The 22512-nt window shown below is 63.4% G+C and carries 25 protein-coding genes; 3 read left to right on the forward strand and 22 right to left on the reverse strand.

All coding sequences use genetic code 11. From position 1 onward, the window contains the following. Positions 1 to 6 precede the first annotated feature (6 nt). The 7 genes from J4E08_RS21660 to J4E08_RS21690 all read right to left on the reverse strand — a co-directional run bounded on the left by J4E08_RS21660 (position 7) and on the right by J4E08_RS21690 (position 7061). Positions 7 to 1242 carry a cytosine deaminase gene (locus J4E08_RS21660; protein WP_349540265.1) on the reverse strand — a complete coding sequence of 412 codons (1236 nt, stop codon included), beginning with the start codon at positions 1240 to 1242 and terminating at the stop codon, positions 7 to 9. Between the two features lie 555 nt (positions 1243 to 1797). Next, on the reverse strand, positions 1798 to 3123 hold the full coding sequence (locus J4E08_RS21665; protein WP_349540266.1) for an amidase: 1326 nt from the start codon (positions 3121 to 3123) through the stop codon (positions 1798 to 1800). Beyond that, on the reverse strand, positions 3120 to 4421 hold the full coding sequence (locus J4E08_RS21670; RefSeq protein ID WP_349540267.1) for a TRAP transporter large permease: 1302 nt from the start codon (positions 4419 to 4421) through the stop codon (positions 3120 to 3122). Before J4E08_RS21670 ends, J4E08_RS21665 begins: the two co-directional genes overlap by 4 nt. A 12-nt stretch (positions 4422 to 4433) precedes the next feature. Next, entirely contained in the window at positions 4434 to 4988 is a 555-nt protein-coding gene (locus J4E08_RS21675) for a TRAP transporter small permease subunit (protein ID WP_349540268.1), read from the reverse strand. A gap of 86 nt (positions 4989 to 5074) precedes the next feature. Then, positions 5075 to 6097 (reverse strand): TRAP transporter substrate-binding protein, encoded by a 1023-nt coding sequence (locus J4E08_RS21680; RefSeq protein ID WP_349540269.1) that lies wholly within the window; start codon positions 6095 to 6097, stop codon positions 5075 to 5077. A gap of 35 nt (positions 6098 to 6132) precedes the next feature. After that, positions 6133 to 6885 carry a maleate cis-trans isomerase family protein gene (locus tag J4E08_RS21685; protein ID WP_349540270.1) on the reverse strand — a complete coding sequence of 251 codons (753 nt, stop codon included), beginning with the start codon at positions 6883 to 6885 and terminating at the stop codon, positions 6133 to 6135. Beyond that, positions 6882 to 7061: a hypothetical protein gene (locus J4E08_RS21690; RefSeq protein WP_349540271.1), complete on the reverse strand. Its 180-nt coding sequence runs from the start codon at positions 7059 to 7061 to the stop codon at positions 6882 to 6884. Before J4E08_RS21690 ends, J4E08_RS21685 begins: the two co-directional genes overlap by 4 nt. Before the next feature lie 126 nt (positions 7062 to 7187). Here J4E08_RS21690 and J4E08_RS21695 point away from each other — a divergent pair, with 126 nt between their 5' ends. After that, positions 7188 to 8117, forward strand: coding sequence for a LysR family transcriptional regulator (locus J4E08_RS21695; protein ID WP_349540272.1), 930 nt, complete (start codon positions 7188 to 7190; stop codon positions 8115 to 8117). Here the strand turns inward: J4E08_RS21695 and J4E08_RS21700 are convergent. Further along, positions 8108 to 8851: a hydratase gene (locus tag J4E08_RS21700; protein WP_349540273.1), complete on the reverse strand. Its 744-nt coding sequence runs from the start codon at positions 8849 to 8851 to the stop codon at positions 8108 to 8110. The genes J4E08_RS21695 and J4E08_RS21700 overlap by 10 nt on opposite strands. A 231-nt stretch (positions 8852 to 9082) precedes the next feature. Between J4E08_RS21700 and J4E08_RS21705 the strand changes: the two genes are divergently transcribed. Continuing rightward, a complete protein-coding gene (locus J4E08_RS21705; RefSeq protein WP_349540274.1) occupies positions 9083 to 9559 on the forward strand; it encodes a MarR family winged helix-turn-helix transcriptional regulator in 477 nt (158 codons plus the stop codon). Positions 9560 to 9592: 33 nt separating this feature from the next. Here J4E08_RS21705 and J4E08_RS21710 read toward each other — a convergent pair whose 3' ends face one another. The 14 genes from J4E08_RS21710 to J4E08_RS21775 all read right to left on the reverse strand — a co-directional run bounded on the left by J4E08_RS21710 (position 9593) and on the right by J4E08_RS21775 (position 21517). Beyond that, positions 9593 to 10357, reverse strand: coding sequence for a class II aldolase/adducin family protein (locus J4E08_RS21710; protein ID WP_221235571.1), 765 nt, complete (start codon positions 10355 to 10357; stop codon positions 9593 to 9595). Next, entirely contained in the window at positions 10354 to 11361 is a 1008-nt protein-coding gene (locus J4E08_RS21715) for a ketopantoate reductase family protein (RefSeq protein ID WP_349540275.1), read from the reverse strand. Before J4E08_RS21715 ends, J4E08_RS21710 begins: the two co-directional genes overlap by 4 nt. Before the next feature lie 10 nt (positions 11362 to 11371). Further along, positions 11372 to 12661: a TRAP transporter large permease gene (locus tag J4E08_RS21720; protein ID WP_183965774.1), complete on the reverse strand. Its 1290-nt coding sequence runs from the start codon at positions 12659 to 12661 to the stop codon at positions 11372 to 11374. A 4-nt stretch (positions 12662 to 12665) separates the two neighbouring features. Next, positions 12666 to 13190 (reverse strand): TRAP transporter small permease, encoded by a 525-nt coding sequence (locus tag J4E08_RS21725; RefSeq protein ID WP_349540276.1) that lies wholly within the window; start codon positions 13188 to 13190, stop codon positions 12666 to 12668. 11 nt (positions 13191 to 13201) lie between these two features. After that, a complete protein-coding gene (locus J4E08_RS21730; RefSeq protein ID WP_349540277.1) occupies positions 13202 to 14221 on the reverse strand; it encodes a TRAP transporter substrate-binding protein in 1020 nt (339 codons plus the stop codon). Between the two features lie 78 nt (positions 14222 to 14299). After that, entirely contained in the window at positions 14300 to 14785 is a 486-nt protein-coding gene (locus J4E08_RS21735; protein WP_349540278.1) for a flavin reductase, read from the reverse strand. 11 nt (positions 14786 to 14796) lie between these two features. Further along, positions 14797 to 15747 (reverse strand): PDR/VanB family oxidoreductase, encoded by a 951-nt coding sequence (locus J4E08_RS21740; protein ID WP_349540279.1) that lies wholly within the window; start codon positions 15745 to 15747, stop codon positions 14797 to 14799. A 14-nt stretch (positions 15748 to 15761) separates the two neighbouring features. After that, positions 15762 to 16508 carry an SDR family NAD(P)-dependent oxidoreductase gene (locus J4E08_RS21745; RefSeq protein WP_349540280.1) on the reverse strand — a complete coding sequence of 249 codons (747 nt, stop codon included), beginning with the start codon at positions 16506 to 16508 and terminating at the stop codon, positions 15762 to 15764. An 11-nt stretch (positions 16509 to 16519) separates the two neighbouring features. Continuing rightward, a complete protein-coding gene (locus J4E08_RS21750) occupies positions 16520 to 17011 on the reverse strand; it encodes an aromatic-ring-hydroxylating dioxygenase subunit beta (protein ID WP_349540281.1) in 492 nt (163 codons plus the stop codon). Then, on the reverse strand, positions 17008 to 18282 hold the full coding sequence (locus J4E08_RS21755; RefSeq protein ID WP_349540282.1) for an aromatic ring-hydroxylating oxygenase subunit alpha: 1275 nt from the start codon (positions 18280 to 18282) through the stop codon (positions 17008 to 17010). Before J4E08_RS21755 ends, J4E08_RS21750 begins: the two co-directional genes overlap by 4 nt. Positions 18283 to 18294: 12 nt before the next feature. Further along, on the reverse strand, positions 18295 to 18813 hold the full coding sequence (locus tag J4E08_RS21760) for a nuclear transport factor 2 family protein (RefSeq protein WP_183965764.1): 519 nt from the start codon (positions 18811 to 18813) through the stop codon (positions 18295 to 18297). Then, positions 18810 to 19169, reverse strand: coding sequence for a hypothetical protein (locus tag J4E08_RS21765; RefSeq protein ID WP_183965762.1), 360 nt, complete (start codon positions 19167 to 19169; stop codon positions 18810 to 18812). The genes J4E08_RS21760 and J4E08_RS21765 overlap by 4 nt, the downstream gene beginning before the upstream one ends. 45 nt (positions 19170 to 19214) lie before the next feature. Next, the gene (locus J4E08_RS21770; RefSeq protein ID WP_349540283.1) at positions 19215 to 20357 is read right to left on the reverse strand and encodes an acyl-CoA dehydrogenase family protein; all 1143 of its coding nucleotides are present in this window, start codon (positions 20355 to 20357) and stop codon (positions 19215 to 19217) included. Beyond that, a complete protein-coding gene (locus J4E08_RS21775; RefSeq protein WP_349540284.1) occupies positions 20354 to 21517 on the reverse strand; it encodes an amidase in 1164 nt (387 codons plus the stop codon). The genes J4E08_RS21770 and J4E08_RS21775 overlap by 4 nt, the downstream gene beginning before the upstream one ends. 31 nt (positions 21518 to 21548) lie before the next feature. Between J4E08_RS21775 and J4E08_RS21780 the strand changes: the two genes are divergently transcribed. Continuing rightward, positions 21549 to 21821 carry a hypothetical protein gene (locus J4E08_RS21780; RefSeq protein ID WP_349540285.1) on the forward strand — a complete coding sequence of 91 codons (273 nt, stop codon included), beginning with the start codon at positions 21549 to 21551 and terminating at the stop codon, positions 21819 to 21821. Positions 21822 to 22512 lie beyond the last annotated feature (691 nt).

Raw genomic sequence — 22512 nt, forward strand, 5'->3', positions numbered from 1 at the left:
CGGATGTCAGAACGTCACGGACAGATCACTGCGCGCAGGCTCTGTCCGTGAGACCACCTTCCCGTTGGAGACCACCGCCAGACGCGCGGGCCGCAGGCGCAGCGCCTCGATCGGATCAGGCGCATCCAGCACCACAAGGCTGGCGCGTTTGCCCTTGGCCAGACCAAAGTCCAGCCCGAGGATCTCTGCCGGGGTTCTGGTGACCATCTCGAACGCCGTGCGCATCTCGTCCGGCGCGGTCATCAGGCCGACGTGCAGCCCCATATGGGCCACGTCCAGCATGTCGCCCGAGCCCAGCGGATACCACGGGTCGCGCACACAATCCTGACCGAAAGCCACCGTCACCCCAGCCGCGCACAGCTCTGGCACACGGGTCTGGCCACGCCGCTTGGGGTAGCTGTCCATACGTCCCTGAAGTGTGATGTTGATCAGCGGGTTGGGGATCGCGGCCACCTGTGCCTCAGCGATCAGCGGCAGCAGTTTGGCGACGTAGTAGTTGTCCATCGAATGCATGGAGGTCAGATGCGACCCGGCAACGCGACCTTGCAGACCACAGCGCAGGGTCTCGGCGGCCAGCGTTTCAATGTGCCGCGACAGGGGATCGTCGCTTTCGTCGCAATGCAGATCTACCCGCAGGCCACGCGCGGCGGCCAGCTCACAGGCCGCCCGGACAGAGGCCGCGCCATCCGCCATGGTGCGTTCGAAATGTGGAATGCCGCCGACCACATCGACACCGGCGTCCAGCGCGCGGATCACCTGATGTTCTCCGTTCGGGGCGCGGAACCAACCATCCTGCGGGAAGGCGACCAGTTGCAGGTCCAGCACGCCGCGCACACGGTCGCGGACCTCCAGCAGCGCCTCGACCGTGTTGAAGCTTTCGTCCGTCACATCCACATGGCTGCGGATCGCAAGGATGCCCTTGGCGACTGCCTGCCGACAATAATCGAGCGCGCGGGCGATGATGTCCTCGCGCGTCTGCTGCTGCTTCAGCTCCCCCCACAGCGCGATGCCTTCGAGCAATGTGCCAGAGGCGTTCACCCGTGGCCGCCCGTAGGACTGAGTCGCATCCATGTGAAAATGTGCATCAACGAAGGGCTGCGTGACCAGCTTTCCCCGCGCGTCGATCACCTCGCCCGCCTCGGCGGAGATACCCGGCGCGACCTCTGTGATGGTGTCGCCAGTGATGGCGATGTCGGCCTGCGTGCCGTCGGCCAGCAGACCACCCTTTACCAGAATATCCATGCTCACACTCCCTATGGCAATATGTGTTCGGTGCCCGGCCACGGCAAATCGGCGCGCCCGGCAGCAGGTCGAGCGCAGCACGCTGATCCTCGCCTTCGGCGCCTGCCCTTCCGGCTTTTGGAATAGCAGATGATACCCGTGCCTGCGAATGTTTCGGTAAGGTGCTCTGCCCGGATTGCGTCTTGCGACGACACGTCGGCTGCGCGGCATCCGGATCACCATATACGCGCCCGGCGCCGGGGATCGCTCATCCAGCAGCAGCCTCATCCGTTTCATCACGTGATAGCGCGACCCGGTGCCACCGCCCGCCGGGCAATTCGTCGATGGCGTAAGCAGGGATCCGTACCTGATCGCGGCCTTCAGGAAGGCCGCAGCGCTCTGCCTCTGTGGCGATGTTTTTGCGGCGTTGGTGGTGACGCCTGACGGCCCCTCCCCTTTCCTGTGATCGAGACCACACGGAAACGCGGGCCATACTTCTTCCCATGTGGAATGCGCGGGGTCCTTTCCGTGATGCAGTCGGCCGGATCTGATCGTATGTGCCGGGCAGAGTGGCAATCAACGGTCCAGCGCGCGCGCCATCTGCAGCAGCATCGCCTCTGCCCCGTGATCACCGATCAACTGCATCCCGATTGGAAGCCCGTTCATTGGCTCCCCGGGAAAGGCGAGCGCAGGAAGCCCGGCGGCATTGACCCACCCCGTGTAGACCGCGTGGCCTCTTGGCCCGACCGTTTGCCCGCCGATGGTGTCGGGGTAGGCCTGTGTCGCGGACCACGGCGGCGCGGCGGCGGTCGGCATCAGGACCGCATCAAACCCCCAGAGCCCGCGCACCGCCTCGCGCAGCGTGAACACACGCGACAGCGCCTCGTAGAGGTCGACAGCGGACCGCGCCGCGCCGCGTGCGGCCATGGCCTGATACTTGTCGGCGGCGGTCTTCATGACCACTGGATCGATGCGGGTGAGATGGGCCAGCCCGATCTCTGCCATGCCGGTCCAGACTTCTCCCAACGGCTCAAGGTCCAGCGGCAAAGGCTGCTCCACCACGCTATGGCCCAGGGCTCGCAGCCGCGCCACTGTGCTTTCGAACGACGACAGGATGTCCGGATCGCAGGGCGCGTCCTTGATCCGGGACACGGCCAGAATGCGCAAGGGCCGGTTTGTCACGTCCGGGATCGGCGCCAGAACGGATTGGAACAGCGCAAGGTCCCGCGCGGACCGGGTGATCGGGCCGACCGTCTCGAAATCAAGCAGCACCTGTGGCAGCCCCCTGCCCCGCTGCACCGTGCCGATGCCGGGCTTCAGCCCCCACAGGCCGGTGTAGCCCGCAGGCCGCCGGATCGAGCCGCCGCCATCCGTGCCCAGCCCGGCCACCGCCATCCCAGAGGCCACGGCGGCGACCACGCCACCTGATGAGCCACCGGGCGTCAACGCCGGGTCAAAGGGGTTGCGCGTGGTCCCGAAGGTCGTGTTGCCGGTGTAGCCCTCGACGGCGAATTCCGGTGTATTGCCCTTTCCCACCACAATCGCGCCCGCCGCGCGCAGGGCTGCCACGGGAAGTTCATCCAGCGTCGGCGTTCGGGACGCCAGCTCCGCATTGCCCCAGGCCGCGGGCAGTCCGGTAGAGACGAGGTTGTCCTTGATGATGATGGGCAGACCATCGAGCGGACCTTTCGCCGTGCCGTCGGCCCAGCGCGCCCGCGCTTCCTCGGCGCAGTCCATCGCATCCGAGGCGCGCGCCGAGAACGCGTTCAGCACAGGGTCCAGCCGCGCGATGGTGGCGAGATGATCGCGCATGACGCCGACAGGGTCCGCCGTGCCGTCGCGGAAGCCCTGGAGCAGGGCGCAGGCGTCGGTCAGCCTGCCAACCTCCAGCCGCGCGGTCATCGGCCCACCGCCTGCGGCAGCCACATGGCAATGGCGGGCCAGAAGATCAGCGCCGAGGTGAAGAGCACCATCAACAGGGCGTAGGGCACCGCCCCATAGATGACATCGGTGAACGCGCCCTTGTCGCCGCGCACCCCCTGGACCACGTACAGGTTCATACCCACCGGCGGCGTGATCATCCCCAGCTCACACATCAGGACCACGAAGATGCCGAACCACACCGGGTCGATCCCGGCCACGGTGATGATCGGCACGACGATGGGAATGGTCAGCACCTGCATCGACAGAACGTCCATGAACATGCCAAGCACGAGGTAGAAGACCATCAGCGCAAAGAGCAATTCGACCGCAGACAGGCCAAGCCCCTGAACCCATGCGGACATGACACCGGTGATGCCGCCCAGCGCCAGCGTCACATTCAGCGTAAAGGCCGCGACGATGATGAGAAGGATCATGCCCGTCGTCTTGGCCGTCTTGCGAAAGCAGATGTCGAGAAAGCCCAAGGTCAGCTTGCCCTCCGCCGCGACGAAGCCCAAGGCGACGATCACCGCCAGCGCGGCACTTTCGGTCGGTGTGGCGATGCCAAGGTAGATCGACCCCATGACGATGGAAAACACTGTCGCCGCAGGGATCAGATGCTTGAGCGCCTTCAGTTTTGCCTCCCAGGGCACATGGGCATCCTCGAAGGCACCGCCGGGGGACAGGATGTCCTGAACGGCGATAAAGGTCATGAACAACAGCGTCAGCAAGATGCCGGGGATCACACCTGCGATGAACAATTGTCCGACCGACACGCTGGCAAGCGACCCATAGACCAGCAGGTTCACGGACGGCGGGATCAGGATGCCCAGAGTGCCCCCGGCCGCCAGGGATCCCAACGCGCGGGACGGCTTGTAGCGCCGCTCGGTCAGGGCCGGAAGCGCAACGGTCCCCACGGTTGCCGCGGTGGCGACAGAAGATCCGGAGGTCGCCGCGAACAACGAACAGCAGCCGATGTTGGTGTGCAGCAAGCCGCCCGGCAGCCGCCCAAGCCACAGCGCCAGCGCGCCGTACATGCGATCCGCCAGCCCCGAGCGCAGCAGCAACTCCCCCAGCAGGATGAACAGCGGAATGGCCGTCAGCACAGGCTCGTTCGAGGTGCCCCAAAGCACAGGCCCCATGCTTTTCAGCAGCACCGGGCCGTAGAGGATCATGCCACCCGCCACCCCCATGACGACCATGACCGTGGCCACGGGCAAGCCTGCGAGAAGCAGGCCCATCATCGTGATGAAGCCAACGAGAACGTCGAGAATATCCATGACAGTTTACCTTCAGCGGGATTTGAGTTGGTCGAGTTCTTCGGCCAATTCATCCTCGGCAGAGGACGGGTTGAATTCAGAGGCAAGCCGACGGTGGTCGCCGGACAAAAACAGACGGGTCGCGCGATAGGCCATGGCAAAGGCGCAAAACGCAAAGATCACCAACCCCGCGTACCACGCAGACTGCGGCCAGATCAGCGGCGTGCGCCACGGCGTCGCGGCGGTGGACCCGTAGTCAAGCGTATCGCCGATCACGAACCAGCCCACGTAAAGAAAGAACAGCCCCAGCACGCCCAGCGACACCACCGACACCCAGTCCAGCGCGGCTTGCACACGCAATGGAAAGCGCGCGTGCAGGACGTCTATGCGGATATGCGCCCGGTCGATCATGGCCACGACAAAGGACAGCGCCGCCCCGGCAGCCAGAATATAGCCGCCCAACTCGTCCGCGCCCTGAAGCGAGGTGTTGAACAGTTTGCGCAAGACGGTCTCCAACGCGACGAAAGCGGAAAGAAACAGGAGCGCCCATCCGAACAGGCGGCTGATCCATGTGGCAAGGCGGTCCATTTCAGGCCTCCGGTTTGGGGAATAGAGCGCGCGCCCCGTGTCGAGGCGCGCCACAGTGTCAGATGAACAGACCGAAGGTCAGTCAATCACATGGAAGCGCCGGTGGCGGCGAGCCATGCCTCGGAGCAGCCCGGATTGGTCGCGTCACAAACCTCTTTCCACGCCGGGAAGGAGACATTGGGAACGGCGGTGCCGACCAGTTCCTTGTCTGCGGCGGAAGGCTCGACCAGTTTGAGGTCATAGGCGGTGCCCGTTTCGCAGGGTTCCGTGCCGGTGTTGCAGTTGACCGCGTCGTCAAAAAGCTCTTCGGAGTAGGTCCAGATCTCGTCGGTCAGCGCATCGAAGCCCGCTTGGAGTTTATCTTGCTGCTCCGGCGTCAGGCTGTTCCACGTGTCGAGGTTGATGCCATAGCCGTTCATGGCAAGCTGGAACGCGATGGGCAGCGTGTAGGCGGTCACTTCGGGCCAGCCTGCGGAATTGGCCGAGGACGGACCCGTGATCGCACAATCCACGACCCCGCGCGCCAGAGACTGCTGCACCTCGGGGAAGGACAGAGGCACCGGTGTCCCGCCGAGCAGGGAGACGAATTCCGCAAGGTTCTGATCGTAGACGCGGACCTTCAACCCTTTGAGATCGGCCAGCGAGGCTATTTCCGGCTCACAGAACAGGACCTGCGGACCAAAGGGCCAGACGCCCAGAAGCTTGGTGTTGAATTTGGCCTGAAGGCGCTCATCCACCACGGGGGCGAAAGCTTCGACCGTCTTGCGGCCCGTGTCGTAGTCCGGGTTGAGGCCCACCAGGTCAAGGCCAAGGATCGTCGGCTCATCGCGGCTGACCTGAGACAGGCGCAGGGACACGATGTCGAACAGCCCGTCCTTGAGGATGCGCAGCTGCTCTGTGTCCTTGATGCCGGTGACGTCGACGGGCTGGTAGTCGGCGGTGAAGCTTTCGAGGCCGGTGTTCTCGGCGAAGTTCTCGAAGAACGGCTGTTCGACGTTTTTCTGGATCAGTCCGGTGGCAACCGGCTGGCCCATCACGCGAAGGGTTTCGGCCTGTGCCGGCAGGGCAAGCATCAGTGCGGCAACGCACGTCGTCAAGGGGCGGATCATGGTGTGTCTCCTCTGTTCATGGTGTTTCGTGTCGTTCAGGAAATGTCGGTGAAACTGTCAAAGACGCCGCCCCAGCCGGTGACCCGCGCCGGGTCGAGGCCCGTCAGCCGAAGGCAATGGGCGGCGGTGATGGAAACGCTGTCGAGGACCGGCACGCCGGTGGCCTGTTCGATCCCGGCGGCCACGGGGGCGCCGCGAAAGTTCGTGCAGACGATGGCGATGGCGTCCGGTTTGCTTTGGGCGACGTCGGCCACGAGGTCTGCCACCTGCTCTGGCGGATAGGTGGCAAAGCTGTAATTGCCCTTGTCATTCAGCCTGCGAGCGGCGGTGACGGCAATGCCCTGGGCGGCGTAATTGGCAATCATGCGGGTTTCGATATCCTCGATATAGGGCGTCACGAGGCCGAGCGTTTTCACCGCACGGGCGCGAAAATAGGCATCGTAGGCCAGGATCGTGGAGGTCGCGGGCACGCCGGTGCGCTCGGTGATGGCGGCGCACAAGGCACGGTCCTTGTCCAGACCCAGCCAGGAGGCCGACGTGCCATTCCAGCAGATCAGCGCGGGCTTGGCCTCTGCCAGCCGTTCGGCGGCCTCAAGGATCGGCTCCAGCGTGAACTGTGCCTGCGACGCCTCGGACATGGAGATTTCCACCACGCGGAAGCGACCGAAATGCGCGCTGGCCTGTGGGCCAAAGGGGGCGAGCATGGCCGAGGTGTAGGGTTCCAGAACCGTGTTGGAGGACGGCGTCAGCATGCCGATCCGGGTTCCGTCGACGGGGGGAAAGCTCATGCCGTGACGCCCGCTTGTGGGCGCTTCATCCGGACATCGGCTGTTGCGCCAATGGGCGTCAGATTTGACAGGACGATTGACCCGGAGATGATCATGCGGCCCTGCGATGTCGAGTTCCCGCAGAAGACATCTGGACAGGCGGGCAAGACGCCGGGGACTGTTGTGTCGGGCTGCATGAGATGCGGTCCTTTCAGGCGAAACGGTAATGTTTCAACAGACGGTACGCAGTCCAACGATTGCCATCCATGACAAATTAGATGATTTTGCGTTCTCAAATTGAGCATGCAAAATTTGGGGTATTGATGAAACTTCACCTCTTTCCGCGCCAACTGCTGTATGTTGAGGCAGTGGCGGAACACGGCTCGGTGCAGGCCGCGTCGCGCGCCCTTGGAATCGCGGCGTCGGCCATCGACCGCCACATAAAAACGCTCGAAGAGGCGAATCGCGCGCCCTTGTTTGAACGGTTGCCCCGCGGCATGCGCCCGACCGCCGCAGGCGAAGCGGTGGTCGTCATGGCGCGCCGTTGGCGATCGGACGCGGAGCGGCTGGAAGCGGAGCTGCAGGAGATGCGCGGCCAGGAGCGCGGCAACGTGCGGCTCGTCGCCATGGACAGCCTCGCCAATGGCGTGCTCGAAGACCTGCATTGCTGGCTGCGTGCAGAGCACCCGCAAATTCGCCTGACACTGAACATCGCCACCCCAGCCGCCGCCGCGCGTGAACTGGACGAAGGGACGGTAGAGGTGGCCATGGCCTTCAACCTGCCGCGGCTGCGTCACCAGCATGTGCTATGGAGCGAAAAGCTGCGCTTTGGCTGCATCGTGGCGCCGGAGCATCCGCTTGCCGCCGAGGCGGAGACGACATTGGCCAAGGTCAACGGCCACGCCCTTGTGTCGCAAAGCGCCCTGCTGCCCATGCGCCAATACATGGAGGCGCGGCACGCGTGGTTCTTTGCCGAAAACACCCCGGTTCTGGCGTCGAATTCGCTTCAGGTACTCAAGCGCGCCCTGCTGCAAGGCGACGTGGCGATGATCACCTCGGAACTGGACGCCCTGCCGGAATTGCGGGATGGGCGGCTGGTGTTTCTGCCCTTGCGGGACAAGGGATTGGTGCCGCCCACGATTGCCGTCGCCATTGACGCGCGGCGACCCCTGTCACGCGCCGCTCGGCTGGTCGCAGAGTATCTTTCCGATCGAACGCAGGCGCTGTTGTCCGAGGCGCAGGATCACCCCTGAACGAGGCGGCAGGAGATGTCACCGAAGCCGTCGATCCGGGCTTGGACGTCCGTGCCCGGCGGAAACCATTCCAGGCCGGAGACAGACCCCGTGATGATCGTCTGCCCGACCTGAAGCCCGCCACAGTGATCGCCCAGATGGTCCATCAGCACCCACAGAGCGCGCAGCGCGGACCCGCCCGGCACGCTGACCGGGCCATCCACCACCACGTCCTCTCCACATTGCAGACGTGCGTTAAGGTGTCCGAAGTCGGCCCCGTCCCAATCCGTCAGAACAGGACCGAGGACCAGACCGTGGTTAAGCTGCATGTCCGCAAGCTTTACCGCCGGGTCCAGCGCTTCGCCGGACAACCGCTGATCACACAGCTCCAGCACGAGGCGCGGCACAACGTAGTCCTGCGGCCTGTCCCGCATCGCCGGGTCGGGCGCGCGCAGAAGGTCGAAACCGATTTCCAACTCCAGCCCAAGTCGGCCGCGTGCGGGCACATCGGCCCCATTATCATGGGTATGCGCGCGCGGGATCGGCGCCATCGCCGGCTGCCCGTCGCGAAATGCGCCGACCTTGAAGCCGCTGATCGGACCAAGGTGACGGAGCTGCCGGGTCTGGATGTCGAGCGCTTCGGCATAGTCTGGCACCGGCAGCCGCGTGGCATCGCCGCGCTGCCCCGTCTCGCGCGCCGTCATCAATATGTCAGCGACGCGTTCCGCCGTGTTCGTCTCCGCCGTATTGGTCATTCTGCCCGTCTCCTCGCATGGGGCGCACCCCTGTCTTGCAAATCCTGATAAAGGCGCGTCTGCGCCTTGGCGAGACTCGCGTCTGGCGGTAGATACCTTTGTCACGAGCGACGCAGATGTTCGCGTGGCTGGACCCATGCGCCACATTGCGCGTAGATTTCAGGCCAAGCCGTTGCAGTTGCCACAGACCTTGCCTACCCCTGACGAACGCATTCCATCCAAGGCCCGCGCATGCAACAAACCGAAGATCAAAACCCGGGCCGCCCAGAGACGGAGCCCTATTTTTCCAAAACGGATTGGCCGTTCTACTGGATCACCCAGACGTCGAACCAATACAACATGGTCATGGAGCAACGGCTGAAGGCCGAAGGGCTCGACATCACCTATTGGCGGGTGCTCATGTCGGTTTACGAGGAGCCGGCGCTGTCGGTCTCTGAGATCGCGCGCCTGTGTATCATCAAGCTCACCACCGCCACCAAGATCGTACAGCGCATGGCCGCGCAGGGTCTGGTCACCACGGCCCCGCGCCAGACCGATGGCCGCGTGACCGAGGTCACGCTGACGTCCGAGGGCCATCAGTTGCGCCGCAAGGCACGCGCCGTGGCCGATGAGATCTTCCGCGCTGTCTTTGACGATATGTCGCGAGAGGAAAAAATGGTGATGAACCTGCTGCTGGAGAAGGTGTTTCACAAGCTCGGGGACCTTTAAGGCGGGGCCGTCTGGCCCCACCTGTGCGTGTCGTCAGGCGAATTCCGGGCGGTCACGCTTCATCTTGCGGACCATGGCGTCGAACAGCAGCGTGGCGAAGGATGCGCTTTCCTTGAGCCGCTGTGCATCGGCTGCGCATTTTTCCTTGATGGTCTCGGGAAGCTGGCTGTCCGGCCCCGGCAGCGCAGCGGAGGCGCATTGGATTTCCGCCGCGCGCTGAAACGTCCAGAGCAGGAAGAAGGTCAGCGGGATGTCCGTCTCCATGCAGGCGACGCCGTGGTTTTTCAAAACCAGAACATGCTTGTCGCCAAGCGACTGAAGCATGCGGTCGCGCTCCTCGTCGTAGATCGTGATGCCTTCGAAGGTATGATACGCCACGCGCCCATACAGCTGCGCGCCGTAGAAGGAATTGTGGTCTATGTCATAGCCCTTCATCGTGATGGCAGAGACAGGCGTGGTGTGGGTGTGCACCACGCAGCCCACATCCGGGCGGTGTTCGTGGATCGCGCCATGCAGCGCGAACCCCGCAGGATTGGGCTTGTATTCGCTTTCGCGCTTCAGCTTGCCATCGACACCCACCACCAGCAGATTGTCTGGCGTGACCTCGTCGTAGTGCAGCCCCATCGGGTTGACCAGATAGGCGTGCTCATCACCGGGCAGGCGCACCGAAATATGATTGAAGATCAGCTCGGTCCAGCCGAGGTAGCTGACGAGGTGATAGAAATCCGTCAGTTGCACGCGCAGTTCGGCCTCGGTCATCTGGTCGATGGGTTTCTGGACCGTGGACATATCGTTCATTGGATTAACTCCTTTTCCAAGTTTGCCAGCAGGCGAGGCGGAAGGCCCCCCGCTTTGGCAGGGGAGAGCGGCAGGCTATCGGCTTCATCAATGGCTTCGAGGATCGCCTTTAGCGCGGGAATGGGGTGGCCGGACTGCGCCGCCAAAGCCAAAGGCGCGCGGGCGATGGCGTCCAGTTCAAGCGTGCGACCAGCGCGCGCGTCCTGCAACATGGAGGTGGGGAAATCCCCGGCGTCGATCAGCAGGTCCAGAAGCCATTGATTGTCAGGCAATGCCACGCCCTGTCCCGCCGCCCACTGGCGAAACGGATCGGCGACGGCGCACACCAGTTGCCCCAGCTCGGGCGTTTCGCCGATCGTCTTGAGCGTGCAGCCAAGCAGCGCCGACAGAGGGTTCGTGGTGATGTTGCCCAGCAATTTGCCCAGCACCTTTTCGCGGATGTCGCTGGCGAGGTCGACGCGCACGCCGGCTTGTTCCAGAGTGTCCTGCAAAGGCGCCAGTCCCGACGGATGACCCGCCGCAGGCCCCAGCGAAAGCGTCGGCGTATTGGTGGAGAGGGCCAGATCCCCCTCCATCCGCACGGTCATCAGCAGCACCGCCCCAAGGATCTGCTCGGGCCGCAGATGGCGCGCAAGAGTTCCCTCCGGGTCCACAAAGGGCACCTCGCCCTTTCCGGCGAAGAACCAGAACGGCAGCCCGTTCACCATCGGAATGATCAATGTGTCCGGGCCGATCCCGCCTGCGTTGAGAGCAACCGCCTGCGGCAGCTGATGCGATTTCACGCAAAGGAAAACGGCATCCTGTGGCGTCTCCAGCCGTTCAACCACCGGCGGACGGGCCTCATGCAGGGTTCCACGATCATCGAGGCGCAGGCCGTTCGCCGCGACCTGGGCGGCGCGGGGGCCACGCGCCACCACCGTCAGGTCGCAGTCGGTGCCTCCCAGCAGGGCGGTCATGGCGGTGCCGATATTGCCCGCCCCGACGACAGCAATCTTGAGGGTCATGTTGGCCTCCTCAGGTCAAGAACAAAACGATGCCGGGGAAGATGGTCAGCAAGGCCACCCGCACCACGTCCAGCACCACAAAGGGCGCAAGCCCGGAGAAGATGGTGCCCAGCCGCACGTCCGGCACAACAGACCGCAGCACGAAGGCATTCATCCCCACCGGCGGCGTGATGTAGCTGATTTCCGTTACCATCACGACAAAGATGCCGAACCAAATCAGGTCAAAGCCCTGCGCCGCAACGATGGGGTAGAACACCGGCACGGTCAGCATGATCATCGACAGGCTTTCAAGCACGCAACCCAGCAAAAGATAGATGCCCAGAATGATCAGAATGGTCATCGTCGGGGTCGAGCCAAAGCTGGCAAGGAACCCCTGGATGTCAGCGGTCATGCCGCTCATGTTGACGTAGTTGGTAAAGGTCAGCGCACCGAACAGGATGAAGAACATCATGGCTGTCGTCTTCATCGTGTCATAGAGGACATCGCCCAAAGCGCGCAGCGAGAAGCGGCCCGACAGAAGCACCAGCAGCAAGGCCCCGCCCGCGCCCATCCCTGCGCTTTCCGTGGGGGTGAAGACCCCCAGATAGATGCCGCCCATCACGAAGGCGAACAGCAACAGCGCCCCGGCCGTGCCCTTCAGCGCGCGGATGCGATCCATCAGCGGCAGCTTTTCCTCCACCGGCAGGTCCATACCGCGCCAGGTCACGGTGATGCGCACCGCGATGGCGTAGCCGATGACGCCAAGGACGCCGGGGATCAACCCCGCCAGGAACAGCTTGCCGATGTCCTGCTGGGTCATGATGCCGTAGAAAACCAGAATGACGGAGGGCGGGATCAGAATGCCAAGCGTCCCACCCGCTGCGATGGCCGCAGTTGAGAGTTGATCCGGGTAGCCAAACTTGCGCATCGACGGCAGAGCGATCCGCGTCATCGTGGCGGCCGTGGCCATCGAGGATCCACACACGGACGAGAACGCGCCGCAGGCAATCACGGTCGCCGTGGCAAGGCCGCCTTTGCGATGGCGCAACCACGCGTAGGCCGATGCGTAGAGCTCTTGCGCGATGCCCGATTGCACCACGAAATTGCCCATCAGCAGGAACAGCGGCAGCACCGACAGGGAATAGTCGCGCCCGTTGTCAAAGAAGGTCGAGCCCAACAACGAGAGCGCCGGGCTCCATCCGATGATCGCCGCAACACCGGCGACGCCGACACCGGCCAGGGCAAAGGAGATCGGGACACCCGCCAGCAGGAGGGCAAAGATCACCACCATGCCCACGGGCCAAGATGCGAGAAATTCCATGGGGTTACCCTTTCAGATAGCGGATCAGGCGGTGCACGGGAACGACCGTGCTCAGCACGGCGCCAACGCCGGTGCACAGCGCGCAGAAGTAGCCCAGCGGCGCGATGGGCAGCTTCAGGGTTGAGGTCTGGCCGCCGTAGCTGCCGATCTGCCCGGCGTAGACGGCAAGCCGCCACGTGACCAAACCAAGGATCACGGAGCCAAAGACGCCGCAGGCCACGCGCCGCCAGGGCTGTACCCAGTCCGGCAACAGATCGGTGATCAGGTCGACGGTCACATGCTCATCGCGCAAGGCCACGGCACACAGCCCGAGGAAAATCGTCCCGCACAGCAGGACCTCGGTCAGCTCCCCCGCCCCGGCCACCGGTGCGTTCAGCAGGTAGCGCCCGAGCACATCCAGCACGGTCAGCGCCATCATCGCCAGCAGGAACAGACCGCCAAGCACCGACAACACCCCCCGCAGCGTGATGCCGGGAACCGACAGCCGATGGGCTGCCGGGGTTTGCATTGAGCGATCCGTAAGGCTCATCTCGCTGGGTTTCATTGCAGCTCGGCTTCGGCAGTGGCGATCTCTGCCTTGAACGCATCATAAAGTGCGGCGCTGTCGAGACCGGCCTCGTCAATCTCTGCCAGCTTGCTTTCGATCACCGGTTGCAAGGCGGCTGTCCAGGTCTCCAGCTGCGTATCGGTCGCGGACGACACGGCAATCTGTCCGTCCATGGCGTCGACGCCCTTTTCATCGGCGCGATCCCACATCTTGCCTGCCATGCGGGCCAGAGCCTCGCCGGTGACGCTGTCGATCTGCTCTTGCTGTTCGGCGCTCAGGCTGTCCCACTTGGCCTTGTTCATCACCACGTAGAAGGAGGTGTTGTACAGACCACCGGGCACAGAGATGCCGATGTCGAGCTGCGGGATCAGCTTGAAGAAGTTGACCGACTCGTAGGGGAACAGGATGCCGTCCGCGACGCCCTGGCTGAGCAGCTCATACGCCTTGGAGGACGGTCCTTCGACGGGGACGGCGCCCAGCGTGGTGGCGACCTCATGCACGATGCCGCCGCCGACGCGCAGCTTGGCACCCTTCAGCACATCCGCGGAGCCGGCGTCCGCCTCCTTCATGAAGATCTCGCCCGGACCGTGGGTGAAAACGCCCAGGACCTTCACCTGATCATATTCGCCGGCATCGATCAGCTGATCCTCGAAGACCCGCCAGTAGGCGACCGACGTGGCCTCTGCACTGTCGCTGAGGAAGGGAAGCTCGGCCAGGTTGGTGGTGGTGAAGCGGCCCGGATTGTAGCCCTGCACGCCAAAGGTGATATCGGCCACACCGTTGACGGCAAAGTCAAAATGCGCAGCGGGCGGTCCCAGGGGGGCGGGCAGGATGGTGGTCTGCACCGTGCCGCCGGCGGCCTCGGTGATCTGTTCGGTCATGGGCACGATGACTTCGGATACCAGCGGGTGCGCGGGCGGCAGCCAGTTCGCCACCGTCAGCGTGGTCTGGGGTTGCGCCATGGCGGTGGAGGCCATCATCAGGGCGGTGGCCGAGGCAAGAATGAGTTTCATAAGCGTTTCGTTTCCTGTTGGTTGAGTATGACGCGCAGCCGTTCGTAGTGCAGCCGTCGCGGAAGTGGCGAAGGGCCCTTAGGAGGCCGCCCGCAAATCGTGGAACGTCCGGTTGCACCAGACCAAGCTTTCCGGTGCACCTTGGGCAAGTGCAATCTCTTGCACCTCGCAAAAGAAGACTGAATGCGTTCCGATCTCCGTCCGATCAACGATTGTGCAGTCGAAAGACGCGGTCGCGTCGTCGAGCACCGGAGCACCTGTGACATGCGTTGTCCACCCGGCCTGTTCAAACCGATCCGGGGCCTTGCTGTTGGCGAAGACGCCAGACAGATCGCGGTGGTGGCCTGCGAGCACGTTGACGCATAACACGCCGTTTTGCAGGAACAAATCATGGCTGCGGTTGGCGCGATTGACGCAGACCAACAGCGTGGGGGGCGTGTCCGTCACGGAACAGACCGCCGAGGCCGTCATGCCATGCTGGCCCGCGCTTCCATCCGTTGTCAGCACGGTGACAGAGGCACCGAGCCGCGACATGCCTTCTCGGAAAAGGGGTTGTAACTCCATCATCTCGCTCCTCAGATATCCAGGACCAGCTTGCCGCGCCCACGAGAGCAGCAGGCGCAAATCTGGTCATTGTCCTCGCGCTCGTCCTCGGTGAGGAACTGGTCGCGGTGGTCGATTTCGCCGTCCAGCACATCAGTCACACAGGTGCCGCAGATGCCTTCTTCGCATTTCACCTCGATCTTCAGCCCTTCGCGGGCCAGGGCCTTGGCGATGGTGTCGTCGGGGCCGACAGTGACGGTCAGGCCGGATTGCGCGCATTCGACGTCAAAGCTGTCGCCGGAGGCGTCCACGTCAGCGCTGAAATATTCCCGATGCACATGGTCGGTGGCATGGCCGCTGGCCTCCGCGTGCGCGATCACCCAATCCATGAACCCTTGCGGCCCACAGACGTAGACATGCGTGGTCGGGTTCGGGGCGGGCATCACCGCATAAAGGTCGAGCTTTTGAGCGTCATCGTGGTAGAGCACGACATTGTCCGCGAACGGCAGGTCCGGCAGCACATCTGCGAAGGCACAGCGCTCTGCCGTGCGGGTGGCGTAATGCAGCGTGAAATCAGCGCCCTGGGCGTGCAGCTCCCAGGCCATCGCCAGCATGGGTGTCACGCCGATCCCGCCGCCGAACAAGACCGTATGATCCGCCTGCGCCAGCGGAAAGTGGTTGCGGGGCCCTTCGACGTGGACGGTTTCCCCCGCCTTCACAAGCTGGTGGAGCGCCACGGAGCCGCCACGGCTGTCCGGGTCTTTCAGGATGCCCAGCTGCCATTGCGTGCGGTCCGCGGGATCCCCCGCCAACGAATATTGCCGCCAGATCGGTCCCTCTGGCGTCTCCACCAGCAGGTCGATATGAGCGCCTGCCGCGACCTCTGGCAGCGGTCCTTCGCCGGTCAGGGTGAGGCGCATGATGTCACCCTTGTCGTCGATCCGTTCGGCAACGGTGAGCACCAGGGCTGAACTGTTCTGCATGTCCTTCATCATCCTTACCTCATGTACAGGCCGCCGTTGACGTCCCAGCACGCGCCGGTGACGAAGGCAGCATCCGGGCCGGCAAGCATGGTGACCATCCGGGCCACAAAGGCCGTGTCCCCAAGCTGCCCGACAGGGACGTTCTTCAGAAATCCGTCGAGGTTATCGCCCACGATGTTGTGCACCATCGGGCTGTCCATCGGGCCGGGCGAGATCGCGTTGCATGTCACGCCAAACGCGGCGAGATCACGGGCAAAGACCTTGGTCAGCGTCAGGATCGCCCCTTTGGAGGCGGCGTAATGGGCGCCTGTCGCGGTGCCGCCGTTCTGTCCGGCCAGCGAGGCCATGTTGATGATGCGGCCGTAACCGCGATCCTTGAAATGCCTGCCAAAGGTCTGGCATCCGGCGAACACCCCACCGGCATTCGTCGCCATGATGGCGTTGAACTCATGCGGGTCGATCTCCAGCACGGGCTTGGCTTCGGTGCGGGCCGCGTTGTTCACCAGCACTTCGGCGGAGCCCCAGCGGGCCACGATCTTCTCCAGCGCCAGTTGAAAGTCCTCGGGGCGGGACACATCCAACGTCGCCGTCACGGCGGTTTCGCCTGACAGGTCAAGCTCGGAGGCCAGTTTGCCCGCGGCCTCCTGGTCGATGTCGGCGATCACCACCCGATAGCCTGCGGCATGCAAGGCGCGGGTGGCGGTGGCGCCGAACCCGTTTGCCCCACCTGTGACCAAAGCGGTCTGGATCTTATCCGGCAAAGGCGCCCCCATCAGAACAAGTAGCTGATCGAGGTCAGCGTCCCGTCGGAGTTCAACAGCCGCACGACCTTGTCGCGGATCATCAGGCCGTTCTCTGTGACCACCAGCGCCCATTCCACATTGGCGGCAAAGGCGCGTTGGCGGCCGAACTTGTCCTCGATGACATGTTGCGCGGCGCGCACGGTGATGACCTCGCCTTCGACCTTGTCGATGACGATCCGCGACACGGTGCGCACGCTGTCCGCAGGCGGCGCCGACGAGATGGAAAACCCCGCCTGAAACCGCTCCACCCGCATCTTGCGCATGGCCTTGTCATCGTAGGCAATGTTGAGCGTGTTGGCGAAATCCGTGGCGTTCTTTTCGATCGGGATCACGTAGTGGCCATCGTCCGTCCACAAGGCGAGCCAGGCGTCGTAGTCCCGCGCGTCGAGCAGATCCGCTTCGGTCCACAGGAATGCGGTGACCTCTTCGAGGGTCACCTCCGTTGCGACCATATCCTTCATTGGTCCATCACCTTTTTCCACATCTTGTAGGCCGAGCGCATGCCGGTTTCGGCGGAGACATCGCCAATCGGCAGACCGTTCTCACCCTCTTTTTCAAGGCCGAGGCCCCGGTTCACCATCACGTCCAGTTCCCCTGCCCCGGCAGAGCCGCGCTGCACGCGTTCCCAAACCTCGGCATCGTCCGGAGAGCCAAAGCCCATCGGCCCCTGGAAATGCTCGTGCAGACGCATCCGCATCTGGTTGGCCGCTTCCGGTCCACCCTCCATGCCAAGCGCGATGTGGCGAATTTCGGTTTCATTCACCGACACGGGGCGCAGGATGCGGAAGAACGACAGCGAACAGGCCGCGTTGGGAAAGAGGTTCAGGTTGAAGCCGCAACCGCCCACGGCGCGCACGATGCGCTTGACCTGCGCTTCGTCGTAATCCTTGCGCAGCGTCTCGGCCAGCTCTTCAAACCGCTCGGGGATCGGCGCGTCCGGGTCATCGTCGAGGTCGATCAGTTCCGGCATCATGACCATGACGGAGTGGCCGTTGCCGAGGTCTTCGACATAGCCATCGTCGTCTTCCATGAAGGAGAACGTATCGAGCGCCTCACCGTCCAGCGATTGCAGGAAGGATTTGTGCACGATGGGAAAGTGGTAGGCGTCGGTGGTGTTTTCCAGCTGCACCTTCCAGTTCATCGGCACCTTGAACTGGTGCTCGCCCAAGGCCTTGATCGGAAAGCCGCCGCCCTGCTTCATGAACAGGCTGATCCACGGCTTGGCGTTGCCAAGGAAGTCCTCCAGCGGTTCTGCATCCCAGTCGAAGGTGGCAAAGATCATGCCCTCGAAGGTTTCGACGCGCAGCTTCTTCAGCCCGTAATTGGCCTTGTCGAAGTCGGCACTGTAGCCTTCGGTGTAGGGGATCGCCCGCAGGTCACCGTTCAGCGCATAGCCCCAGCCATGATAGGGACACTGAAAGGACGAGGTCTTGCCCTTCTTGATCTCGCAGACGCTGGCGGCGCGGTGACGACAGCGGTTCACCAGCACGTGCAGCTCGCCTTTGCGGTCGCGGGAAATGATGATCGGCTGCTGACCGACCCACGACAGCTTGAAGTTGCCTTTGCCGGGCACTTCGCTTTCGTGGCCAACCCAGTTCCAGCATTTGCCGAAAATCTTGTCCATCTCGGCATCGAAGATGGCCGGATCTTCGTACATGGCGGTGGCGACGCGGTCGCCTTTCATCAGTTGATCCGTATCGACCGGACCGGAGGGGAATTCATCAAGGGACATGAGTGGTCCTTTCTACTTGCCCGCAGCGGGTGCGGGGATCTGAATGGGCGCATTCCAGTCGCCGACCGGGCGCGCGTAAAGATTGCGTGTCGAGAAGCGGTCCATGCGCCACGCGCCGTCCTCGTGGGCAAAGTCGATCTCCAGCCGGGCGGCCATCAGAAACGATTGCCCGTCGTGGAATGTCGGTGTTTGCAGCATCAACCAGCGCCCCGTGAGACCGGTGTTCGTGTGGGTGATGGCCTCGGACGACAGGAAATGTGCGTTCATGGCGAAATGCGGCGGCGTCGTGCAAAAGGCCCCGAGCCATGCAACGATGGCGTCACGCCCCTTGTGGCTGCCGAAGTCCTTGGCGTAGCGGTCGCCCGCCCCGCCCCAGACGGCATCGGTGGTGAACAGCGCGCCCAGCGCGCCGAGGTCCGTGTCACCATCCAAACGGTCGCAGATGTCCATGTAGTCGGACAGGCAGCGACGGCAGGCGCTTTCGGCCTCCAGACGGTCGAGCCGCGCAAGGATCGGGGCCAGATCGCTCACAGCTTGGGGATCTCCAGCGCGCGGCCCATGCGGGCCTCGACGGTCATGTATTTCCACAGCCGGTCATTGCCCTCGCCCACGACGATGGTGCGCAGCAGATTGCAGGCCGCCTGCACCGCCTCGCGGTTGGGGAAATCAGCCATGATGTACCATGTGAATGGAAAGCCCTGGCTGGCGCCGACCATGGTCTGATCGTCATCGAAGGTGCCAACGATGGTGACGCCGTCCATCTGGTCGATGCCCGCCATCAGTTCCTGCGTGGCCTTCCAGACCGGTCCGATCTGATCGAACGGCAAGGAGAAAAACGTCGGGTGGTTGTTGAAGCACAAGAGCGTGCGCAGCGGTGTATCGGTCATGAGATTGTCCTTCGTCGATAAATGTCTGTCTCTGTGGCGGTGGAATCAGGGGAAACCCGGCGGTGTCTGCTCGCCGAACATGGCCGCCCCGGCAGAGGTCCATGTGCCCTCCCCCATGAAGGCGTGTTGCGCGACGCAGGCCGCGTCGACCATCAGCCGTCCCAGAGGATGCCCGGCCATCATCGCGCCCGCGCCGCCCATCAAGAACGCCTGTCGGGCGGCCTCTGCCCCGTCATGGGCAGCCGTTGTCGCGGCAAGCCGCAAGCGGACATGGGTGTCGGTCGACACACGGTCGTTGTCGGCCAGCTCCTCCCACGCCTTGGCGGTGGCGTCGTAGAACTGCGCGCGGGCGCCGGCGAGCGTCGCCTCGGCGCGGGCCAGATGCGCCTGGACATAAGGCCGCGCGCCGGGGTGCGGGGCGCCGGTGATCGACGCACGCTGCGCCGCATCCGAGCGAATGAAATCAAGCGCCTCGCGCGCCGCACCAAGCGCCACGACCGCCAGAACCTGCGCCGCCAGTGCCATGGCGGGGTAGCGGAAAATCCGGTCCTCCATCGCGGACGGGTTTCCACGGACAAACGTCCAGTCGTCAGGCACAACCACCTTGTCGACAACGAGGTCATGGCTGCCGGTGCCGCGCAGACCGATGGTGTTCCATGTCTCGTCGATCGTGACCTTGTCGCGGGGCATCACGGCGGTGCGGGGCAGCGGCGTCTCGTCGCCGTCGATCTTTATGCCACCCCCAAGCAAATCCGCGCACATGGAGCCGGAGCACCACGCCCACCGGCCCGAGACCTCGACCCCGCCGTCGACGCGCTGCGCGGACTGGGGCGGAAACAGCCCCCCGGCAAAAACCGTGTCAGGGTTTGCGCCGTAAATGGCATCAAAGGTCTCCACCGGAAGCGCCGCAAGATAGGTCGACGACACACCAAAGGACGCCACCCAGCCTGCCGAAGGGTCGGCGGCGGCAATGGTCTCGATCAGCTCCAGAAACTGCATGGGCGTGACCGCATCGCCGCCCAGACGGGTCGGCACGAAGGCGCGGTAAACGCCCACCTTGCGAAAGCCGTCGACAATATCCTGGGGAATGTGGCGCAGCTGGTCAAACTCGGCCCGGCGGCCGCGGATCGTATCACAAAGCGTCATCAGCGCGGCGGTGCGCGACAAGTCGGGTTCGGGGCGGGTCATGCTTGGGTCTCCACTATCGGTTTCGCTGGGAACAGGCTGCGGGCGATGGCGCAGAGGGTGGCATCCGCCCCCTTGCGTCCCACCAGTTGCAGCCCGGCGGGCAAGCCGCTGTCGGTCAGGATCGGAATGGTCAGCGCCGGATGGCCGCTGAGGTTGAAGGGGCGCACCAGCCGCGTCAGAGGGATCAGCGCGCGAGGGTCTTGCGCATCGCTCAAGGTTGGCGGCACGCAGGGCATCGTGGGCAGGACCAGCGCATCGACCGTGGCGAGCGCTGCATCCACCTCCTCGGTGAACCGGGCGCGAACCTCTTCGGCATCAGCGCGCTGTGCGTCTGTCACCTCGAGCGCGGCAAGAATGCGTGATCTCACGTCCTCCCCCATGGAGGCGTTGGAGCGTGCGAGCTGCCCAAACTCCTGAGCGATTTCGTGGTTGATTACCACCAGCCCCGCCTCATACGCTGCCTTGAAGGACGGCAAATCCAGCGCGGGGATCTGCCCCTTGCCGGCCAATGATTTAACCAAGGCGTCATTGATGTCGGCATCGGCCTCGACCGTGATACGGGCCAGTCGCGGCGTCTGAACCTGTTCGCCTTTGAATTTCAGAAGGATCGACGCCGCGCATTCCAGCATCGCGGCATCGCGCGCCATTGGCCCGATCACATCCAGGGATGAGGCGCGCGGCACGGCGCCACGCCGATCAATGGCCCCGAAGGTCGGCTTCAGCCCGTAGACGCCACAACAGCAGGCGGGCTGACGGACCGAACCGCCGGTGTCCGTGCCGATGGCAAAGTCGCACAGCCCTGCAGCCACGGCACTGGCGGTTCCAGACGACGACCCGCCGGGAATGCGATCCGGCCAATTTGGGTTCGGCGCGGTCCCCGCAAAGGCGTTTACGCCGCTCACACCAAAGGCCATCTCATGCATCGTCACCAGGCCGGTGATCCGCACCTCTGCGGCCAACAGATCCTCGACCACGGCGGAGTGCACGGTCTCCGCCGGGGCATCTGCAAATGCAGCGCTGCCACATCGCGTCGGCACGCCAGAGACGCCAAGGCACTCCTTCACCATTACGCGCAGCCCATCAGAGCCAAGCATAAGCGGCCGCGTCGCGACGCCGGACATATCAGGAGCTACGGATGGCGCTTCGAACTCTTGGGGCACGTAATCGTCCTGTCTTAAAGATGTGATTTACGTGAATGTTACCGCTTTTATCTATTCTGGGAAGAAAAAAGCGCGCCAGCAGACCTCCTTAATCGACGGATTCAACAGAAACAAATATTATGTTGTTGATTTTACTTCGCAAAAATTGCGTCTAAATTTTAATCGCCAACGCATTGCGGTGGATAAACGACCTCCGCTAGCGCTCACATCGCAGCTTAGCCTGACCTTCAAAATGCTGGAAAAGACGCTTATTCACAAATTTTTCCGCAATTATTGGCAGGGTCCGAGAGGCGCATCCGTGTAAAAGATTCGCTCAAAGCAACACATATATCGTATAATTACCGTTTCAGATGTGATGCGACGCTAAATGCCCCTGCGACGCGCGGGACAGGTTTGCCAATGTTACGGCTTTCTGAAGTCATTCTTGCCATCAGTGGCAAAACGGCACGCGCCTCAGGCGCGATGGCGAGGGACAGTCTGCTTTACACGTTTCGCCCTACCCGCCCTGCAACGGGAGATGTCCAAATGATGAGACAGGAGAGGGTTATCACGGCGCCGATCCCGTCACCTGCGTGAAACTGGTCGGGGCACTCTGGCAGCACGGTACGGTCCCCGTCACCACTGCGGCCGACCGACACCAAACGGTGTCCGTTGAAAGCGTTACGTTGAGCCCCGCCCTGACAGAAGTTCCCCTCGCATGTCGGGCACTGAGTGACGTCGGCCTGGACCGCCAAACTTGCGGGCATGTCTCTGTTTGCCCAAGGCCGCCTCTCGGACCGAAGCGATCTGGAATGTGACCCTTCATCCGTCAGAGCTGTGCAACAATGAAGTTAGAATATTCGGGATATCATCCAAGGAGGCTGTATCAGGGCTTTGTTGCACAAATCGAAGTCTGGCCGAACTTCCCCCTTCCCCGGACGGAGTTACCCCACGGGCTCTGTGACAGGCATGCCAAGAGCGGTGTAGCGGTTAAGCACAGCGACACGCACCTGGAT

The sequence above is a fragment of the Sagittula sp. NFXS13 genome, assembly GCF_040148795.1.
Taxonomy (GTDB): Bacteria; Pseudomonadota; Alphaproteobacteria; order Rhodobacterales; family Rhodobacteraceae; genus Sagittula; species Sagittula marina.

What these genes read in the sequence shown, in the direction of transcription:
- J4E08_RS21715 (WP_349540275.1), bottom strand. Translation starts at nt 11,361, where the DNA reads ATGACCCTCAAGATTGCTGTCGTCGGGGCGGGCAATATCGGCACCGCC.
- J4E08_RS21710 (WP_221235571.1), bottom strand. Translation starts at nt 10,357, where the DNA reads ATGAACGATATGTCCACGGTCCAGAAACCCATCGACCAGATGACCGAG.
- J4E08_RS21725 (WP_349540276.1), bottom strand. Translation starts at nt 13,190, where the DNA reads ATGAGCCTTACGGATCGCTCAATGCAAACCCCGGCAGCCCATCGGCTG.
- J4E08_RS21705 (WP_349540274.1), top strand. Translation starts at nt 9,083, where the DNA reads ATGCAACAAACCGAAGATCAAAACCCGGGCCGCCCAGAGACGGAGCCC.
- J4E08_RS21660 (WP_349540265.1), bottom strand. Translation starts at nt 1,242, where the DNA reads ATGGATATTCTGGTAAAGGGTGGTCTGCTGGCCGACGGCACGCAGGCC.
- J4E08_RS21755 (WP_349540282.1), bottom strand. Translation starts at nt 18,282, where the DNA reads ATGTCCCTTGATGAATTCCCCTCCGGTCCGGTCGATACGGATCAACTG.
- J4E08_RS21670 (WP_349540267.1), bottom strand. Translation starts at nt 4,421, where the DNA reads ATGGATATTCTCGACGTTCTCGTTGGCTTCATCACGATGATGGGCCTG.
- J4E08_RS21770 (WP_349540283.1), bottom strand. Translation starts at nt 20,357, where the DNA reads ATGACCCGCCCCGAACCCGACTTGTCGCGCACCGCCGCGCTGATGACG.
- J4E08_RS21690 (WP_349540271.1), bottom strand. Translation starts at nt 7,061, where the DNA reads ATGCAGCCCGACACAACAGTCCCCGGCGTCTTGCCCGCCTGTCCAGAT.
- J4E08_RS21700 (WP_349540273.1), bottom strand. Translation starts at nt 8,851, where the DNA reads ATGACCAATACGGCGGAGACGAACACGGCGGAACGCGTCGCTGACATA.
- J4E08_RS21695 (WP_349540272.1), top strand. Translation starts at nt 7,188, where the DNA reads ATGAAACTTCACCTCTTTCCGCGCCAACTGCTGTATGTTGAGGCAGTG.
- J4E08_RS21735 (WP_349540278.1), bottom strand. Translation starts at nt 14,785, where the DNA reads ATGGAGTTACAACCCCTTTTCCGAGAAGGCATGTCGCGGCTCGGTGCC.
- J4E08_RS21730 (WP_349540277.1), bottom strand. Translation starts at nt 14,221, where the DNA reads ATGAAACTCATTCTTGCCTCGGCCACCGCCCTGATGATGGCCTCCACC.
- J4E08_RS21685 (WP_349540270.1), bottom strand. Translation starts at nt 6,885, where the DNA reads ATGAGCTTTCCCCCCGTCGACGGAACCCGGATCGGCATGCTGACGCCG.
- J4E08_RS21765 (WP_183965762.1), bottom strand. Translation starts at nt 19,169, where the DNA reads ATGACCGATACACCGCTGCGCACGCTCTTGTGCTTCAACAACCACCCG.
- J4E08_RS21675 (WP_349540268.1), bottom strand. Translation starts at nt 4,988, where the DNA reads ATGGACCGCCTTGCCACATGGATCAGCCGCCTGTTCGGATGGGCGCTC.
- J4E08_RS21750 (WP_349540281.1), bottom strand. Translation starts at nt 17,011, where the DNA reads ATGAAGGATATGGTCGCAACGGAGGTGACCCTCGAAGAGGTCACCGCA.
- J4E08_RS21665 (WP_349540266.1), bottom strand. Translation starts at nt 3,123, where the DNA reads ATGACCGCGCGGCTGGAGGTTGGCAGGCTGACCGACGCCTGCGCCCTG.
- J4E08_RS21740 (WP_349540279.1), bottom strand. Translation starts at nt 15,747, where the DNA reads ATGCAGAACAGTTCAGCCCTGGTGCTCACCGTTGCCGAACGGATCGAC.
- J4E08_RS21720 (WP_183965774.1), bottom strand. Translation starts at nt 12,661, where the DNA reads ATGGAATTTCTCGCATCTTGGCCCGTGGGCATGGTGGTGATCTTTGCC.
- J4E08_RS21680 (WP_349540269.1), bottom strand. Translation starts at nt 6,097, where the DNA reads ATGATCCGCCCCTTGACGACGTGCGTTGCCGCACTGATGCTTGCCCTG.